This is a genomic window from Rhizobium sp. R339 (assembly GCF_002211395.1).
In the GTDB taxonomy this organism is placed as follows: domain Bacteria; phylum Pseudomonadota; class Alphaproteobacteria; order Rhizobiales; family Rhizobiaceae; genus Rhizobium.
This window is the reverse complement of sequence record NZ_LOKV01000023.1, coordinates 433,472-449,314: the sequence shown is the minus strand read 5'-3', so window position 1 is coordinate 449,314 and position 15,843 is coordinate 433,472. Positions and strand designations below refer to the sequence as shown.

The following is a 15,843-nucleotide window of genomic DNA, read 5'->3' as shown; positions in this document are numbered from 1 at the left end:
TTAAACGAAGACGCTTGGGCCTTGAATTGAGTGACAAAATCGGCGAACGGAAAGTTGGAAATGGTCTGAACGTCTCACAATGCCCAACAAGATTTCCCATTCTTCCCCCCCAACGCCCTTCATCGCCCACGGTTGTTGATCGCGATTTGCTCTCTAGCGGCACGAAGGCCCAGAGGAATGGTTAGAGATCCTGCGTTATGCCGCTAATTTAAAGGTCTCCACAGCGCTGTTGAGCTGAATGATTTTGGCGGTCCGGCCTAAAAGAGGCAGATGCGGCGTGTGTTCTTTGTCAACAGTCACTGCAACGCGTACAGGCGACTTTTCACCTAGGTCTTTAACATCGAGAAATTTTGAAACGGCGGCGTGAACGGAAGCTGGATGAGGAGCAACAAGATCAAACAACGACTGATGCTGACCAACTTCGATCATTGCATCGAAATTCCAATTAGAGCTTGCTCCTTGAACCATAATTTCTCGCGCGACGTAGGCACCGGGAAAGGCTGCCGCTAGCCGAGACCACAAGCGATCTCGCTGGTCCATTGCACGCCGTTCAGACACTCGTGCCGCGGTATGATCAACAGCCTCTTTGGATGCATTTGCCACCGCGATTGCCGCGGACACAAGCGCCTCGTGCGGAACCTCAATGTCGAATATCATATCACTGTCGAATCGCACGCCAAATCGTTCCGCGGCCGCCTTTGCAATTTTGGTGAAGATAGTGTCGCCGTCCATTAGATCTGCTTCGCGTCTTCCCGCGCCTAGATCGGAAATGAAATACCCCTCAGGGCTTTCTTGAAATCGCAGAACAACTCTGCTGCCGCCTGGGTACAATAGCGGTGTGACTACCATCGCTCCATCATTCCCACATTTGGAATAGGAGAGTGCGCGGGATACTTCCTCCGCAATCGCGTTTATCGAAATCCTATCGATCATAGCAAGCTCCAGTTCCAAGCCGGTGGAGGGAGATCCTGCAAGCCGGTAACGTTGAACAATTGACCGACTTGTTGACATATGTCCTTGAAAGACTGGGGCTCACGGTCCAAGCTCCGAGCGTTAGGTAGATTGCCAACCGGCGCGAACGCGTCACTCCCTATCTTAGCATTATCTTCACATGCGTGGATGTGAGAACCGTTAACTTCTGGCTCAAGCGCGTATTTTCGCCAATACTTGTTTGGATGTGGCGATACGGGCACAAAGTCAATGCGGCTCGCACAAACCCATCTAACTGCATCATAGATTTCAAAGGTTGCCGTTACGTCCTCCATAGGTCTGTTCTTCCAAACCATCAGCCTTATGCGCACGTCTTCCAGCGCTATCTCGTCTGCGTTGGCGAGGCTGATAATCATTTCAAGCCGAGCGGCCAGATTTGAAGCCAGCGGTATGCGGCCAAACTCTTTGGCTTGTCGCCGGCTCTCTCGATACATTGAGCTGTCTGCCCACGAGGGCCAGTTGAATAAAGATTTCGGAGACAGAATTATCTGTTGCCAAATCTCAAACTTGCTCAACTCGTTACCGATCACAAATCCCCCCGAGCACCATCAACGGGTTTGTCGATGAGTACGCAAAGCTCCTCGCCCGTTTCGGCGACTAGTAATTCATTTTGTACATCTTAGAGTCGAGCCTGCTCGCGGACTTTTTTAGATAAATGCGCGGGAGGGCCTGCTTTCGGAGCCTTGCTTTGGCAATCCTTGCCTCATTCATCGTACGATAACGGCAGTGCGTTTTTTCTTATCTGACCTGCAGCCAACGTTTTCGCCGATTTTTGGGTTTATTTCATGATAAGGGAAAAATGGTGCCGCTTACGTGACTCGAACACGTGACCCCATCATTACGAATGATGTGCTCTACCGACTGAGCTAAAGCGGCATTTGGCGGCCGAAGCGTGCGGCCTGCGATTTGCATGGCGCTGATACAGGCATTGTTTGAAGATTTCAAGCGCCCTGTCATGCCTTTGGCAAAAAAGAGGGGGAAGCCGCTCAGAGCGCCAGCCGGGCGCGGGCGGCCCTGTATTCGGTTTCCAGCCGGTCGACGAGTTTTGCCACCGGCTCGACGGCCTTGATGGCGCCGATGCCCTGGCCGCTGCCCCAGATATCCTTCCAGGCCTTGGCGCCGCCGACAGCCTGTTCGAAATCCATCTTGGAGGGATCGGCGACGGGAAGGTTGTCGGGGTCCATGCCGGCGGCGACGATCGAGGGCTTGAGGTAGTTGCCGTGCACGCCTGTGAAATAGTTGGAATAGACGATATCGGCCGCAGCCCCTTCGACGATCGCCTGCTTGTAGGCGTCCGCGGCGCGCGCCTCTTCGGTCGCGATGAAGGGCGAGCCTATATAGGCCATGTCGGCGCCCATCGCCTGTGCGGCGAGGATCGCGCCGCCGGTCGAGATCGCGCCGGCAAGCAGCAGCGGCCCCTCGAACCATTCGCGGATTTCCTGGACGAGCGCGAAGGGCGACAGCGTGCCCGCATGGCCGCCGGCGCCTGATGCCACCGCGATCAGCCCGTCCGCACCCTTGCGGATTGCCGAATGGGCGTGGCGGTTGTTGATAATGTCGTGCAGCACGATGCCGCCATAGGAATGCACGGCGGCATTGACCTCCGGCACGGCGCCGAGCGAGGAGATGACAATCGGCACCTTGTATTTGACGCAGAGCATCAGGTCGTGCTCCAACCGCTTGTTCGACATGTGCACGATCTGATTGACGGCGAAGGGGGCCGCCGGCCGCTCCGGATGGGCGGCGTCGTGGCGGGCAAGTTCCTCGGTGATCTCGGCCAGCCATTCGTCGAGCTGGCTTTCCGGTCGGGCGTTCAGCGCCGGAAAGGCGCCGACGACGCCCGCCTTGCATTGCGCCAGCGTCAGTGCCGGATGCGAGATGATGAAGAGCGGCGAGCCGATGACCGGCAGTCTCAGTTTATCCTTGAGGATCGGGGGCAGCGCCATGGTTCACCGTTCGATTGACGTTTACGAAAACGTCAATCTCATAACAGAGATGGAAAGACGATAAAAGAGCGGCTGCCACGCCGTGGTCGATTTCGGTCCGAATATATATTTCCAGGAGACGAAGGAAATGCAGCCGGCAAATCGTGAAAGCCGCGCGTTATCCCCGCGGATCAATCGCTGCCCGGCCTGCAAGGCTTGCGGTTTGCCGCGCTTGCCGTTACCGAATTTTGACAGGCGCCGGCGGCGATTGCGGTCTGGTGCCGGATTCAAGGTGAAGGACTTGATGTGAGCGGATTAGAAACGGCCATCAGAACAGCGCTCGAGAATTCCGATCGCGACAATCCGGAGGTTCGAGCGAGGATCTACCAGTCCGCCCGTCAGGCGCTGGAAGCCGGCCTGCGCAAGCAGGATATTACCGATGCCGAGGTCGTCGCCCACCACCGCCATCGCCTGGAAAGCACCATCCACGCCATCGAAGGCGAGGAGCGTGACCGTCTTCACCCCCGGCAGAGGCCGCCTGAGGTGCCGGTGCCGCCGGTCGTGGAAATGCCGCAGCCGCCGGTTCACAGAGGCGATGTCGCCGATATCGACAGCCTCATCGACAGTCCCGTGGCCGCGGGCGAGACTCAATCCCCCGAAGTTGTCATGCACCACGCCGACGAAGCGCGGCTCGACGACGTGCATGCCGGGACGACCGATCATCTCTCGGCCGCTCCCGTCGCGGAAGAGCGTCTGGCGCGTGGCGAGCGCGCCACCGCCATGGATTTCCGTCCGGAACGGGCCGCAGGCCGGCGCAAGCCGCGCAAGTTCTTCTCAAGGCTGCTCGTCTGGTGCGTGCTGCTCGCCTTCATCGGCATCGGCGCCTGGTGGGCCTATACGTCCGGCCTGCTGCTAACGGCGGCCGAACGCGATACCAGCGTCGCCAATCCGCCGGCAAGCACCCAGCCGGAGGATTTCACCGGCAATGACGACAATGCCAATGATGACAGCGCCGCCAACAACGGGGGCACACACACCGATCAGCCGGTGACGATCGATCCGCAGAACAGTTTTTCGGCCGATTGGATCGAGGTGTTCAAGCCTGCCGATGCGGACAAGATCCAAAGCGGCCCGCGGGCGCGCACCGAAAACATCACCGAGAACGACGGCCCCGCCATCCGCCTGATTTCCGAAAGCGGTGCTGCCGACGGCAATATCGCGATCAGCGTGCCGGCGTCCGTGCTGCAGCAGCTTGCCGGCAAATCCTCGACGATCGCGCTGACGCTGCAATCCACCACAGACGAGCCGACGCAGGTGACCGTCGAGTGCAATTTCCAGACGCTCGGCAATTGCGCCCGCCATCGCTTTACCGTCACCCGGGAAAAGTCGGACGCGCTGCTGCAGGTGCGGTTCGACCGCTCGCTCGCGCCGAATTCGCCGGGCACTCTGACGATCAACAGCGATCTCGACGGCAAGGCGCGCGGCATCAATCTCTTCGCCGTCCGTATCCTGCCGGGGCAGTGACGCGGCTTTACGCCGGGCGCCGGGCTATTTCAGAAAGCCCTATTTCAAAAAGCCCGGGCCGGAGCCGATGATTTCCTTGTCGACCTCGCCGAGCGCCTTCTTTTCCTTGCCGTCGTAGTCGATCCTGTTCAGCATATGACGGATCAGTTCCAGACGCGCCCGCCGCTTGTCATTGGCGCGGATCACCGTCCAAGGCGCGAAATCCGTATGGGTTTCCTTCAGCATCCGGTCGCGCTTATCGCTGTAATCGTCCCATTTCGTCAGCGCCGCGATGTCCATCGAGGAGAGCTTCCAGACTTTCAGCGGATCGTGCCGGCGGTCGTGGAAGCGCTTGAGCTGCATCTCGCGGCCGATATCGAGATAGAATTTGAAGAAGAAGATGCCCTCATGGGCGATGATCTTTTCAAGCTGCGGCGCCTGCTTGAGGAAATCCTCATACTGCTGCGGCGTACAGAAGCCCATGACCGGCTCGACACCGGCGCGGTTGTACCAGGAGCGGTCGAAGAGCACGAATTCGCCCGAGGTCGGGAACTGCGCGACATAGCGCTGGAAGTACCATTGTCCCTGTTCGCGGTCGGTCGGCTTGGTCAGCGCCACGACGCGCGCAAGGCGTGGGTTCATATTTTCCGAGGAGGCCGAGATCGCCCCGCCCTTGCCGGCCGCGTCGCGTCCTTCGAACAGCGCCATCACCCGCTTGCCGGTCGCCTGCAGCCAGAACTGCACCTTGACGAGTTCGATCTGCAGCTTCTCCAGCTGCTCCGCATAATCCTCTTCCTTGAGCTTCTTCTTATAGGGAAAATCGCCGGATTCCAGCGCATGTTCTTCCACCCAGTCCGGCAGAGCGGGGTCGTCGACATCGAAGATGCGTTTCGTTCCCCGGATATCGAGCTCGACGGCCCTGTTTTCGACGTCCTCGTCCATTTGCTCCTCCTGCGCCTGATCGTTTTTCCTGCTGCAGGCGAACATATTTGCCGTTGGAAATCAAATCTTTCGCCACCGGCTGGTCATTTCTCCCGGTTTTCGGCAGCAGCCTTTGGCATCGGAAAGGCCAGCCGAAAACCTCTGTCATGAATTGCCGCTATCAGGCAGAGTTCAATATAAAGACAAACGAATCGACGCCGCGAGGGACCTTGCAAGACGAAACATCGTGGACAACCAGCCTGTTGGCGCGCATCCGACGCGAACGGCCGGTCCTGCTTGCGGCGATAATCAGCGCCCTGGTCGCAATCGCTGCCGGCATGAACAAATGGGCCGTGCTCGTCCTGCTGCTCGCCATGATCCTGACCGCGCTCTTCAACGAGGCGCCGGTCATCAAGCAGGAACCCGTCGCGCCGGTGGAGATCGAGCCGGAGGCGCCGCCGAGCCGTCTGCCGGACGTTTCCGCGACACTCGCCAGCCTCGATATTCCTGTCATGGTTCTCTCGGGCGACGCCTCGGTGCTCTTCCAGAACCGCGCCGCCGAAAAGGCCTTCGGCGAGGTCGCCCTCGGCGCCCATATTTCGGCGCGCCTGCGCTCGCCCGGCGTACTCGACATGGTGCGTGAAACCATCGCCACCAATGCACCGAACCAGATCGAACACTCCGAGCGGCTGCCGTCGGAGCGCGTCTACATCGTGCGCAGCGCCCCTCTCGAATTCGGAACCGAAGATGCGGCGCGCGAGCGCTATTTCATCCTGTCCTTCCGCGACATATCAGAGGTTCGCCGCATCGACCGCATGCGCTCGGATTTCGTCGCCAATGCCAGCCATGAATTGCGCACGCCGCTTGCCTCGCTGCGCGGCTTCATCGAGACCATCCAGGGACCGGCGAAGAACGATCCGAAGGCGCAGGCGCGCTTCCTCGGCATCATGCTCGACCAGGCAACGCGCATGAGCAGGCTGGTCGACGACCTGCTTTCCCTTTCCCGCCTGGAGCTGAAATCGCACATCGCGCCTGACGAGAAGGTCGATCTGGTGCCGCTGCTCGGCCATGTCAGGGACTCGCTGGTGCCGCTCGCAACAGATGTCGGCGTCGACATCAACCTGCATCTGCCCGACGGCAAGGTCGAGGTGCTGGGAGACCGCGACGAGCTTGTCCAGGTCTTCGAGAACCTGATGGAAAATGCCTGCAAATACGGCCAGGAAGGCGAAGTCGTCGATGTCTGGCTGAAGAACGGCGCCGCCCAGCCGGTGGAGGTCAGCATCGTCGACAAGGGGCCGGGCATACCGGCCGAGCACGTGCCGCGCCTGACGGAACGCTTCTACCGCGTCAGCATCGAGGATAGCCGATCGAAGAAGGGCACCGGTCTCGGCCTTGCGATCGTCAAACATATCCTCACCCGCCACCGCGCCCGCCTGATCGTCAAATCGGAAGTCGGCAAGGGCACCGATTTTACCGTGCGGTTCTGAGCAACTGTCTTCCTTCGTTCCCCTCCCTGTTTTTAGGGGAATGAGACAACAAAGAACCGTCACCTCTATTACCTCTCTATCCGGCTCGCCATAAAGCTGTTCTGATGGTTTCTGCAATGCAAGGTCGATCGCCCGCCAAGGTTCATGGCCTTTCCGACGCATTCGCTCAGCTCACTTCAGGATTCTCATTTAGTATCAGTTATTTAAGCTGTCACAAATGTTTCACCGATTTGACATAAAAGGACGGTGCTTACAGCGCTAAGAGAGTCCCGCCGATGAAAAATGGCACTGCGGGGGCCTCTTTAGGCCGCACTCACACAAGCCCAATGCGGGAGATTTTAATGAACACCTTCAAGCTCACCGTTGCCGCACTCGCTGCAACTGCTGCTTTCGCTGGCGCTGCCGTCGCCCGCGACCAGATCCAGGTTGCCGGTTCGTCCACCGTCCTGCCTTACGCCAAGATCGTTGCCGAATCCTTCGGCGAGACCTTTACCAACTTCAAGACGCCGGTCGTCGAATCCGGCGGCACGGGCGCTGGTCTGAAGGAATTCTGCAAGGGCGTCGGTGAAGACACCATCGACATCGCAAACGCTTCGCGTCCGATCAACAAGAACGAAGCCGAAGCCTGCAAGGCAGCCGGCGTAACCGACATCCAGGAAGTCAAGATCGGTTATGACGGCATCGTCTTCGCAACCGACTCGTCCAACCCCGATGTCGCTTACGTTCCGGCCGACATCTACAAGGCACTGGCTGCCCAGGTCGTCGTCGACGGCAAGCTCGTCGCCAACCCCTACAAGAAGTGGTCGGAAGTCAACCCGAAGCTCCCGGCTGTCGACATCGCTGCCTACATCCCGGGCGAAAAGCACGGCACCCGCGAAGTCTTCGAACAGAACGTTCTGGCCGCCGGCTGCAAGGCTTCGGGCGCTCTCGACGTCATCGCCAAGGAAATCTCCGACAAGGCTGCCCAGGGCAAGGCCTGCGTCGCAGTCCGCAAGGACGGCGCAGCAGTCGACATCGACGGCGACTATCCGGAAACCCTCGCACGCATCGCCGCCAACAAGACCGGCGTCGGCGTATTCGGCCTTTCCTTCTATGAAAACAACGCCGACAAGCTGAAGGTCGCGACCGTGAACGGCATCGTTCCGTCCACCGAAACGATCGCCAACGGCACCTACCCGGTTTCCCGCCCGCTGTTCTTCTACGTCAAGAAGGCACATCTCGGCGCCGTTCCGGGCCTGAAGGAATACGTCAACTTCTTCGTATCCGACCAGATGATCGGCCCCGACGGCCCGCTCGCCGAATACGGCCTCGTTGCCGCTCCGGATGCCGAGCGCGACGCGATCCGCAAGGAAGTCGAAGCCGGCAAGGCTATGTAATGACTGTGCCGGCGCGGTGTCTGAAGACCCGCGCCGGCATTGCCTTGCGCCCCGGCGTGCCGGGAGCCGCAGGGTTGGAATTCCTTCTCCAATGATTGGAAGCTGAAGGCAGGCTGATGCAGCCGCCCGCGCTTTTTGGGGGCCTCGGGCCTGGGGACGTAACGAATGAGCACATCCGTCATACTTTTGTGCCTTGTGGTGATCGGCGCCGCCGCCTATCTGGTCGCGCGCGGCCGTGCCGCGGCACTTGCCGGAGGCAGGTCCTCCGCATTGCATTCACGGCCGGCCTATTACGGCTCCTATGCCGCGATCTGGGCGGTTCTTCCCGCCCTCATCGTTCTCTGCGCCTGGCTATCCATCAGCCCCGGCATCATCCAGTCCTCGGTTCGCGGCGCTTTCCCTGGCGATGTCAAGGCGCAGCCGGCAGTCGAGCAGGATCTGAGCTATTCGATGGTGGCGACGGTCGCGCGCGGCCTGACGATGCTCACGCCCGACGAAACGTCTGCAGTCGCCGCCGATCCGGCCGCCCTGCAGGCCAAGCTCAGCGAAAAGGGCGTCCCGCTCGCCGGTCAGCCGCAGCCTTACATGGTCGAGGCCGCCAAGACGCTCAATTCCATGAGCATGACGAGCCGGCTCGCGATGACGGTGGTGGTTCTCGCTCTCGCCGTTGCCGGCGCCTTCTACGCTTTGCGCGCCATCGCACCGCGCTTCCGGGCCCGCAACCGCGTCGAGCGTGTCATGCTTTGGGGCCTGCTGCTCGCCTCCTCGATCGCCATCCTGACGACGATCGGCATCGTGCTGTCCATGCTGTCCGAAGCCGCGCGCTTCTTCGCCGCCGTTCCCGCCGGCGAATTCTTCTTCGGCACTGTCTGGGATCCGCGTTTTGCCGGCGCCGGCAGCTCGTCCTTCGGCCAGTTCGGCCTGATCCCGCTGCTTTTGGGCACGCTTTATATCGGCCTGGTCGCCATGCTGGTCGCCGTGCCGGTCGGCCTCTTCGCTGCCATCTATATGGCCGAATACGCCTCGCCGAAGCTGCGCGGGATCGCCAAGCCGCTTCTCGAGGTGCTCGCCGGTATTCCGACGATCGTCTACGGCTTCTTCGCGCTCGTCACCGTCGGCCCGTTCCTGCGCGATTTCTCGGCGCAGATCAGCGGCCTGCTCTCCGGCAACTACAGCAACTTCATTCAGGCGCAGAGCGTTCTGACCGCCGGTATCGTCATGGGCATCATGCTGATCCCCTACGTTTCCTCGCTGTCGGACGACATCATCACCGCCGTGCCGCGGGCGCTGCGTGACGGTTCGCTCGGCCTCGGCGCGACGCGCTCCGAAACCATCAAGAAGGTGGTTCTGCCGGCGGCTCTTCCCGGCATCGTCGGCGCGCTGCTGATGACCGCCTCGCGCGCCATCGGCGAAACCATGATCGTCGTGCTGGCCGCCGGTGTCGCCGCCCGCATCCAGATCAATCCTTTCGAGCCGATGACGACCGTGACCGTCAAGATCGTCAACCAGCTGACAGGCGACCTCGAGTTCACCTCGCCGCAGACGCTGGTTGCCTTTGCCCTCGGCATCACGCTGTTCTGCATCACGCTTTGCCTCAACATCTACGCGCTCTACATCGTGCGCAAATACCGGGAGCAGTACGAATGACGGATATTGTTTCTCCCACATCAGGTGTCACCGTTTCCAAGGCGCCCGCCCGCCGCGATATCGGCATCAAGCGCCGCTACGCCGCCGAGCGCCGGTTCCAGGCCTATGGCATTGCCGCCATCGCCTTCGGCCTCGTCTTCCTCTTCATCCTGCTGTGGACGGTCATTGGCAAAGGCTACACCGCCTTCCAGCAGACCGTGATCACCCTGCCGGTCGAATTCTCCGAGAAGACGATCGACCCCAACAACAAGCGTGCGACCGATCCTTCGGTGCTGATCGCCGCCAATTATCCGGTTCTGCTGCGCGACGCGATCGTCAAGCAGCTGAACATCAACGCTTCCAGCAAGCCTGACGTGCGCGATGCAACGGCCATGCTCTCCAAGGGCGCGCCGATCCAGCTGCGCGATATGGTCGTCGCGGACCCGTCGATCATCGGCAAGACGGTCAACGTCACCGTGCTCGCCGATGCCAATGTCGACAGCGCCAACAAGGGCCAGATCGATCTTTCCGTCGATGAGAAGAACCGCAAGGTCAACGACAAGCAGGTCGCCTGGATGAACCAGCTGAAGGCGAGCGGCGTTCTTCAGAAGGATTTCAACACCGGCCTCTTCGTCAACGGCAACTCCAGCCGTCCGGAGGCTGCAGGCCTTGGCGTCGCCCTCATCGGCTCGCTCTACCTGATGCTGATCGTGTTGGCGCTTTCGCTGCCGATCGGCGTCGCCGCCTCGATCTATCTCGAGGAATTCGCGCCGAAGAACAAGCTGACGGACCTGATCGAAGTCAACATCAACAACCTCGCCGCCGTTCCCTCGATCGTCTACGGTCTGCTTGGTCTTTCGGTCTTCATCAACTTCATCGGCCTGCCGCGCTCAGCCTCGCTGGTCGGCGGCCTGGTGCTGACGCTGATGACACTGCCGACGATCATCATCGCGACGCGCGCCGCACTCCGCGCCGTGCCGCCTTCGATCCGCGCCGCAGCGCTCGGCCTCGGTGCTTCGAAGATGCAGATGGTGTTCCACCACGTCCTGCCGCTCGCCATGCCCGGCATCCTCACAGGCACGATCATCGGTCTTGCACATGCTCTCGGCGAAACCGCGCCGCTGCTCTTGATCGGCATGGTCGCCTTCGTCGCCAACGCGCCCGCGACACCGCTCGAACCCTCGACGGCCCTGCCGGTGCAGGTCTATATGTGGGCGAACGAGGCCGAACGTGCCTTCGTGGAGCGTACTTCGGGTGCCATCATCGTCCTGCTCCTGTTCCTGATCGTCATGAACATGGGCGCTATCCTCTTGCGTCGTCGCTTCGAGCGCCGCTGGTAAACGGAGTTAAACATCATGAACATGTTGACGGAAGCAGCAGTTGAAAAGGCGCTGGATCAGAAGATGAGCAACGTCCCGTATAAGATGATCGGCCAGGATGTCTCGGTCTATTATGGTGAGAAGCGCGCGCTTTTCGATGTGAACCTGAACATCCGCGAAAACACCGTAACCGCCCTGATCGGCCCGTCGGGCTGCGGCAAGTCGACCTTCCTGCGGAGCCTCAACCGCATGAACGATACAATCGACGGCTGCCGGGTCACCGGCAAGATCACGCTCGACAGCGACGATATCTATGATCCCGATATTGACGTCGTGGAGCTTCGCGCCCGCGTCGGCATGGTCTTCCAGAAGCCGAACCCGTTCCCGAAGTCGATCTATGAAAACGTCTCCTACGGTCCGCGCATCCACGGCCTTGCCAAGTCGAAGGCCGACCTCGACCAGATCGTCGAGACCAGTCTGCAGCGCGCCGGCCTCTGGAACGAGGTCAAGGACCGCGTGCATGAATCCGGCACCGGCCTCTCCGGCGGTCAGCAGCAGCGCCTCTGCATTGCCCGCGCCGTCGCCGTCAGCCCTGAGGTCATCCTGATGGACGAGCCCTGCTCGGCGCTCGATCCGATCGCCACTGCCAAGGTCGAGGAGCTGATCCACGAGCTGCGCGAAAACTACACGATCGTCATCGTCACGCACTCCATGCAGCAGGCGGCCCGTGTTTCGCAGCGCACCGCCATGTTCCACCTCGGCAACCTCGTCGAGGAAAACGACACCGACAAGATGTTCACCAATCCGGACGATCCGCGCACCCAGGACTACATCATGGGCCGCTTCGGCTGATTCTGGCGACACGACGTCTTCCCGTTATTCGAGGATAAAGCCCATGGCATCGACACATATTTTTTCTGCCTATGATGATGATCTGAAGTTCCTGTCCAGGCGGATTTCCGAAATGGGCGGCCTGGCCGAGCAGATGGTCAGCGAATCCGTACGCGCGCTCGTCAATGGCGATACTGCGCTCGCCCAGAAGGTCATTTCGGACGACGTGATCCTCGATCACATGGAACGCGAGATCGGCGACAAGGCGATCGTCACCATCGCCCGCCGTCAGCCGATGGCATCGGACCTGCGCGAGATCATGGGTTCGATCCGGATCGCCGCCGATCTCGAACGCGTCGGCGATCTCGGCAAAAACACCGCCAAGCGCGTCATCGCCGTGCAGGCGACCGGCGTTCCCCGCAAGCTCGCCCGCGGTCTCGAGCATCTCTCAGAACTCGCGCTCGTGCAGCTCAAGGAAGTGCTCGACGTCTACACGACGCGCGCTGCCGACAAGGCCAAGTCGATCCGCGAACGCGACAACGAGATCGACGCCATGTACACCTCGCTGTTCCGCGAACTCCTGACCTACATGATGGAAGATCCGCGCAACATCACCAGCTGCACGCATCTTCTCTTCTGCGCCAAGAACATCGAGCGTATCGGCGACCACGCCACCAACATCGCCGAGACGATCTATTACATGGCGACCGGCGCACAGCCGGAAGGCGACCGTCCGAAGGACGACAGCGCCAACACCGTCGGCGCGGTCACGGAATAACCGTTCCGGGCCAGCCAGTTGCGCGCCCGCGCGGGCGCGCAGCGAGGTCACAGCCAATTCTGATTTTGCGCAGGATCCCGTGCTTAAATCGTCTTCGGTTTAAGGATCGTGCGCGAGGAGACCGAGACGCATGATCCCGAGAGTTGCAGTTGTTGAAGATGAAGAAGCCCTCAGCGTGCTTCTTCGTTACAATCTCGAAGCGGAAGGCTTCGAGGTCGATACCATCCTTCGCGGCGACGAAGCCGAGATCCGGCTCCAGGAGCGCACGCCCGATCTTCTCATCCTCGACTGGATGCTGCCCGGCGTCTCCGGCATCGAGCTCTGCCGGCGCCTGCGCATGCGGCCGGAAACCGAGCGTCTGCCGATCATCATGCTGACGGCGCGCGGCGAAGAGAGCGAGCGCGTCCGCGGGCTGTCGACCGGCGCCGACGATTACGTCGTCAAGCCGTTTTCGACCCCCGAGCTCGTCGCCCGCGTCAAGGCCATGCTGCGCCGCGCCCGGCCGGAGGTTCTGTCAACGGTACTGAAATGCGGCGATATCGAGCTCGACCGTGAAACGCACCGCGTCCATCGCAAGAGCCGCGAAGTCCGCCTCGGCCCCACCGAATTCCGCCTGCTGGAATTCCTGATGTCGTCGCCAGGCCGGGTCTTCTCCCGTTCGCAGCTTCTGGACGGCGTCTGGGGCCACGACATCTATGTCGACGAACGCACCGTCGACGTCCATGTCGGCCGCCTGCGCAAGGCGCTGAACTTCTCCAACATGCAGGACGTCATCCGCACCGTCCGCGGCGCCGGCTATTCGATGGAAGCGTGAGGCTAAAAGCCTAAGCTTCCGCCGCGATCGCCCTGCACATCTCCCGGACCACCGCCACATCCGTCTTGTTGCTGCTCTTCGCCTCGAAGCCGAAGGCGACGGCGCGGGGGTCGGCGCTTTCGATGGGTGAACTGCAGGAGCCATGGACCTCGCGGGCGCCGGTTGCCTGCAAGATAGCACCGACATTCGCGGGGCGGATGCCGCTGCCGGGCATGATGGATATGCGGCCGGCCGCCCTTGCCGAAAGGCGTTTCAGCGTTTCCAGGCCGTCTGGAGCCTTCAGCGCGCAGCCGGAGGTGAGGATGCGTTCGCAGCCGAGCTCGACCGCCTGTTCCAGCGCCTCATCGGCATCCGGCACCAGATCGAAGGCACGATGCAGCGTCGAGCCGAGGCCCATCGCATGCGCCTTCAGGCGGTGGATCAGCGGCATGTCGAGCGTACCGTCCGGCCGGTTGGCGCCGATGACGACACCGGCGAGGCCGGCGGCGCGCACGGCATCGATGTCGAGCATCATCGCCTCCTCGTCCGTCCTGCCGAAGATGAAGGGGCCGGCATGCGGGCGGATCATTGCGTAGACGGGGATGGGCGCTCTGGCAGCGATCAGCATCAGGCTCGGCAGCGGCGTCAAGCCGCCGAGTTCCAGCGCCGAGCAAAGCTCGATGCGGCCGGCGCCGCCTTCGATGGCGGCGGCCAAGCCCTCGGCGCTGTCGACGCAGACCTCAAGCAAAATCGTCATGCTGCACTCTCCCTGGCGCCCTCCTCCGCCTGCCGCATGGCTTGCGAGAGAGATTGCGACGTAATTCTTGCCGCCGCCTCGATGATGACGGCGCAGGCATCGGCGGCGGCTTTGCGGTGGTTGAAGGCGACGTGATAGGACATCGGCAAATGCTCGTCGAGATCGACGATGCGCACCTTGTCGGCGATCGGCATGGCGCTGACGCGGCCGAGGAAGGAGACGTAGCCGTGATTGGCGACGAGATCGACGATCACGGGCAGTGAATCCGCCGCGGTGATATCCTGGCTACGAAAGCGCCGGTTCGGTGCGCGTTCGTCGCTGAAAGCCATGGCCGCGTGGCCGAGGCCGGTGCGCGGGCTCGGCATGCAGATCGCATGGCCGGCGACGAGATCGGCAACCGTCATTTCCGTGCTTTGCGGCGGCGCGATCACCACCATGTCGGTCCGCAGCAGCTCGCGATGCCGGAAGCTCTCCAGCCCGAAGACAGAATCCAGGATCGCGACATCGATGCGGCCGCTTTTCAGCGCCTCGCGCAGATCGTCGGCAGTCATCGAGACCAGCGAGATAGTATTGTTGCTGCGCCGAGCGTTCCACTCCGACACCAGCGACCCAAGGCAGCGCGCGACCCAGCTTTCCGAACCGGTCGGGATGATCGAGCCGATGCGCAGCGACCGGGCCGTGCGCCGATACCGTTCGTCGGCCGAAGCCTTCAGATCGTCCCACGCCTGGCTGATCGTCACGAAGATCTGGTAGGCGCGCCTGCCCTCCTCCGTCAGAGCCGAGCCCTGCGCCTGCCGCTCGAAGAGGCGGGCGTCCAGAAATTTCTCAAGATTGGCAAGCTGGAGCGAAAGCTGCGGCTGACCGAGACGCAGCCGGCGGGCGGCGCGATTGATGCTGCCCTGGTCGGCGACTTCGAGGAAACGTTCGATGGTGACGATCTTGACCGGGATGCGGGATGCCCAGGCCTGGTAGGCATCGGCGGCCGCGCTGTCATGACCGGTCAACTGCCCCAATTGCGCTATCGCAGCCGCGATCGGCTCCAGCCCCTCCAGCACTCGGTCGCTTGCGAGCAGCGTCACCAGCTCGCCGGCGGTGCGTTCCGTGAGCTTCATGGCCAGTTCGGTTTCGAGATTGCGGATCGCCGTCGAGACGGTGGAGGGCGACAGCTGGAAGCGCCGCGCGGTATCGCGGATCGAACCTGATGTCAGGACATGGTTTGCGATGAACAGGGCACCGAGATGCAAACAGAGACCTCCGGAAAGCGCTGGAAAAACCGGACGATATGATGTGTTCAGGAAAAAAGATATCCCTGCTTTCTGATCGGCGGGCTATCGTTGCCGTCACAGAAATCCGGGCGGCGAGAAATCGTAAGAAAGAGCACCGGATCGCCGTGGAAACACGCAAGGGGACAAAAACAAATCGCACCGGCCTTGGAAAAGGGAATGCGTTTCCGCGCGCGCAGATGCGTTCGCCGCCATAATCGTCGGTGCGACGGCAAATACTGGAGGGGGCTTGCATCGATTTTTCGGATGGGCAC

14 protein-coding genes and 1 tRNA gene are annotated in these 15,843 nt (G+C 61.3%); 8 read left to right on the top strand and 7 right to left on the bottom strand.

The window, feature by feature from the left end:
• Positions 1 to 195: 195 nt before the first annotated feature.
• The 4 genes from ATY76_RS21480 to ATY76_RS21465 all read right to left on the bottom strand — a co-directional run bounded on the left by ATY76_RS21480 (position 196) and on the right by ATY76_RS21465 (position 2,936).
• Positions 196 to 933 carry a hypothetical protein gene (locus tag ATY76_RS21480; RefSeq protein WP_141105032.1) on the bottom strand — a complete coding sequence of 246 codons (738 nt, stop codon included), beginning with the start codon at positions 931 to 933 and terminating at the stop codon, positions 196 to 198.
• Entirely contained in the window at positions 930 to 1,520 is a 591-nt protein-coding gene (locus ATY76_RS21475) for a hypothetical protein (RefSeq protein WP_141105031.1), read from the bottom strand. The genes ATY76_RS21480 and ATY76_RS21475 overlap by 4 nt, the downstream gene beginning before the upstream one ends.
• A 270-nt stretch (positions 1,521 to 1,790) precedes the next feature.
• Positions 1,791 to 1,866, bottom strand: a tRNA-Thr gene (locus tag ATY76_RS21470).
• A 110-nt stretch (positions 1,867 to 1,976) separates the two neighbouring features.
• Positions 1,977 to 2,936: a nitronate monooxygenase family protein gene (locus ATY76_RS21465; protein WP_088676718.1), complete on the bottom strand. Its 960-nt coding sequence runs from the start codon at positions 2,934 to 2,936 to the stop codon at positions 1,977 to 1,979.
• A gap of 285 nt (positions 2,937 to 3,221) precedes the next feature.
• Here ATY76_RS21465 and ATY76_RS21460 point away from each other — a divergent pair, with 285 nt between their 5' ends.
• Positions 3,222 to 4,439, top strand: coding sequence for a regulator (locus tag ATY76_RS21460; RefSeq protein ID WP_088676717.1), 1,218 nt, complete (start codon positions 3,222 to 3,224; stop codon positions 4,437 to 4,439).
• 39 nt (positions 4,440 to 4,478) lie between these two features.
• Here ATY76_RS21460 and ppk2 read toward each other — a convergent pair whose 3' ends face one another.
• Positions 4,479 to 5,360, bottom strand: coding sequence for a polyphosphate kinase 2 (gene ppk2 / locus ATY76_RS21455; RefSeq protein WP_088676969.1), 882 nt, complete (start codon positions 5,358 to 5,360; stop codon positions 4,479 to 4,481).
• 242 nt (positions 5,361 to 5,602) lie between these two features.
• Between ppk2 and phoR the strand changes: the two genes are divergently transcribed.
• The 7 genes from phoR (at position 5,603) to phoB (ending at position 13,570) form a co-directional block, all read left to right on the top strand.
• Positions 5,603 to 6,826, top strand: coding sequence for a phosphate regulon sensor histidine kinase PhoR (phoR, locus tag ATY76_RS21450; RefSeq protein ID WP_088676970.1), 1,224 nt, complete (start codon positions 5,603 to 5,605; stop codon positions 6,824 to 6,826).
• 341 nt (positions 6,827 to 7,167) lie between these two features.
• Positions 7,168 to 8,202, top strand: coding sequence for a substrate-binding domain-containing protein (locus tag ATY76_RS21445; RefSeq protein ID WP_088676716.1), 1,035 nt, complete (start codon positions 7,168 to 7,170; stop codon positions 8,200 to 8,202).
• Between the two features lie 165 nt (positions 8,203 to 8,367).
• On the top strand, positions 8,368 to 9,849 hold the full coding sequence (gene pstC, locus ATY76_RS21440; RefSeq protein WP_088676715.1) for a phosphate ABC transporter permease subunit PstC: 1,482 nt from the start codon (positions 8,368 to 8,370) through the stop codon (positions 9,847 to 9,849).
• Positions 9,846 to 11,168: a phosphate ABC transporter permease PstA gene (pstA, locus tag ATY76_RS21435; RefSeq protein ID WP_088676714.1), complete on the top strand. Its 1,323-nt coding sequence runs from the start codon at positions 9,846 to 9,848 to the stop codon at positions 11,166 to 11,168. The genes pstC and pstA overlap by 4 nt, the downstream gene beginning before the upstream one ends.
• Before the next feature lie 15 nt (positions 11,169 to 11,183).
• Positions 11,184 to 11,999, top strand: a complete 816-nt coding sequence (pstB, locus tag ATY76_RS21430; RefSeq protein WP_088676713.1) for a phosphate ABC transporter ATP-binding protein PstB — start codon at positions 11,184 to 11,186, stop codon at positions 11,997 to 11,999.
• A 43-nt stretch (positions 12,000 to 12,042) separates the two neighbouring features.
• A complete protein-coding gene (phoU, locus tag ATY76_RS21425) occupies positions 12,043 to 12,756 on the top strand; it encodes a phosphate signaling complex protein PhoU (RefSeq protein WP_088676712.1) in 714 nt (237 codons plus the stop codon).
• Between the two features lie 130 nt (positions 12,757 to 12,886).
• Positions 12,887 to 13,570, top strand: a complete 684-nt coding sequence (gene phoB, locus ATY76_RS21420; RefSeq protein ID WP_003570612.1) for a phosphate regulon transcriptional regulator PhoB — start codon at positions 12,887 to 12,889, stop codon at positions 13,568 to 13,570.
• A gap of 10 nt (positions 13,571 to 13,580) precedes the next feature.
• Here the strand turns inward: phoB and ATY76_RS21415 are convergent, their stop codons facing one another.
• Together ATY76_RS21415 and ATY76_RS21410 are read right to left on the bottom strand one after the other, a co-directional pair.
• Complete coding sequence (locus tag ATY76_RS21415; RefSeq protein WP_088676711.1) at positions 13,581 to 14,306, bottom strand: copper homeostasis protein CutC; 726 nt, start codon at positions 14,304 to 14,306, stop codon at positions 13,581 to 13,583.
• Positions 14,303 to 15,550: a LysR family transcriptional regulator gene (locus ATY76_RS21410; protein ID WP_088676710.1), complete on the bottom strand. Its 1,248-nt coding sequence runs from the start codon at positions 15,548 to 15,550 to the stop codon at positions 14,303 to 14,305. The genes ATY76_RS21415 and ATY76_RS21410 overlap by 4 nt, the downstream gene beginning before the upstream one ends.
• Positions 15,551 to 15,843: the final 293 nt, after the last annotated feature.

Bases quoted from the DNA above. Each gene is read 5' to 3' on its own strand.
- ATY76_RS21445 (WP_088676716.1), top strand. From the start codon at position 7,168: ATGAACACCTTCAAGCTCACCGTTGCCGCACTCGCTGCAACTGCTGCT.
- ATY76_RS21415 (WP_088676711.1), bottom strand. From the start codon at position 14,306: ATGACGATTTTGCTTGAGGTCTGCGTCGACAGCGCCGAGGGCTTGGCC.
- phoB (WP_003570612.1), top strand. From the start codon at position 12,887: ATGATCCCGAGAGTTGCAGTTGTTGAAGATGAAGAAGCCCTCAGCGTG.
- ATY76_RS21465 (WP_088676718.1), bottom strand. From the start codon at position 2,936: ATGGCGCTGCCCCCGATCCTCAAGGATAAACTGAGACTGCCGGTCATC.
- phoU (WP_088676712.1), top strand. From the start codon at position 12,043: ATGGCATCGACACATATTTTTTCTGCCTATGATGATGATCTGAAGTTC.
- ATY76_RS21480 (WP_141105032.1), bottom strand. From the start codon at position 933: ATGATCGATAGGATTTCGATAAACGCGATTGCGGAGGAAGTATCCCGC.
- ppk2 (WP_088676969.1), bottom strand. From the start codon at position 5,360: ATGGACGAGGACGTCGAAAACAGGGCCGTCGAGCTCGATATCCGGGGA.
- pstC (WP_088676715.1), top strand. From the start codon at position 8,368: ATGAGCACATCCGTCATACTTTTGTGCCTTGTGGTGATCGGCGCCGCC.
- pstB (WP_088676713.1), top strand. From the start codon at position 11,184: ATGAACATGTTGACGGAAGCAGCAGTTGAAAAGGCGCTGGATCAGAAG.
- pstA (WP_088676714.1), top strand. From the start codon at position 9,846: ATGACGGATATTGTTTCTCCCACATCAGGTGTCACCGTTTCCAAGGCG.